Annotated in this window: 1 protein-coding gene; it reads right to left on the bottom strand. The window is 64.7% G+C overall.

The window, feature by feature from the left end:
* Positions 1-45: 45 nt before the first annotated feature.
* Positions 46-951: an IS5 family transposase gene (locus IG65_RS0133955; protein ID WP_030519010.1), complete on the bottom strand. Its 906-nt coding sequence runs from the start codon at positions 949-951 to the stop codon at positions 46-48.
* Positions 952-1,108 lie beyond the last annotated feature (157 nt).

The raw sequence follows: 1,108 nt of genomic DNA, 5'->3' as shown, positions 1-1,108 counted from the left end.
CTAGGTTCTGTCTCGAAGTGGTGAGGGTGGGTGCGGGCTCGCTTTTCACGAGTGTCTGAGCCATTGGTTGATCACGGCGATGTGGATTGTGGCCTGGTAGCGGACGGCGAGTTTGTCGAATCTGGTGGCCACGGCACGGTGTTGTTTGAGCTGGTTGATGCCACGTTCAACGGCGTTGCGGTCGCGGTAGAGCTCTGGATCGAACGCCGGGGGCCGGCCACCGGCACGGCCGCGGTGGCGCCGGTGCGCGGCCTGGTCGGCAGGGACCGGGATCGTCGCTTTGATTCCGTGGCGGCGCAACCATTCTCGATTACCGCGACTGGAATACGCCTTGTCGGCCAACACTCGATCGGGCCGCATCCGACGCCGTCCGCCACCGAGTTTCGGGACCTCGATGTTGTCCAGCACCGCCGTGAACTGTGGACTGTCACCTGCTTGACCTGCGGTGATCAGCGCAGACAGCACCCGGCAGCCCTGGTCGCACGCCAGATGCAGCTTGCTGGTCCAGCCGCCCCGGGAACGCCCCAACCCGTGATCGGCCGGCTCGAACTGACCCGGACCAGTCGGTGGTTCGGCTTGCCCGCCACTGTCGCGGCGGGCACCGGCAGCATGCGGATGGGCCCGTGTGATCGTGGAATCCACGCTGACCTGCCAGTCGATCACCCCGGCAGCGTCGGCCTGGGCCTGAAGCGATGTCACGATCGCGGCCCACGACCCGGCTCTCTGCCAACGACGGAACAATCCATACACCGCTTGCCACGACCCGTATTCAGCCGGAACATCTCGCCAGGGCGACCCGACCCGGCATCGCCACCGGATCCCGTCAATGAGCTGTCGTTTCGTCCACTTCGGCGGGCGTCCCGCCCTTTTACCGCGAGGCAACAACGGCTCCAACCGCGCCCATTGAGCATCGGTCAGGTCCGCTCGCCCCGCCACCGCTAGGCTGGCCACGAGGTCTCCGGCGCTATTCAGATTTGCTTGGTCGCTAATCCGAAATACCGGAGACCTCACCCATATGCCAACGCGAGCAACATCTTCCACAAACATGCTGATGGGGAGGCACCGCTGAGCGGTGCCACCCCATCACTCACTTCGAGACAGAACCTAG

The sequence above is a fragment of the Nocardia sp. NRRL WC-3656 genome (genome assembly GCF_000720265.1).
In the GTDB taxonomy this organism is placed as follows: domain Bacteria; phylum Actinomycetota; class Actinomycetes; order Mycobacteriales; family Mycobacteriaceae; genus Nocardia; species Nocardia nova.
The sequence above is the reverse complement of the archived record's forward strand: the minus strand, read 5'-3'. Positions and strand labels throughout refer to the sequence as shown.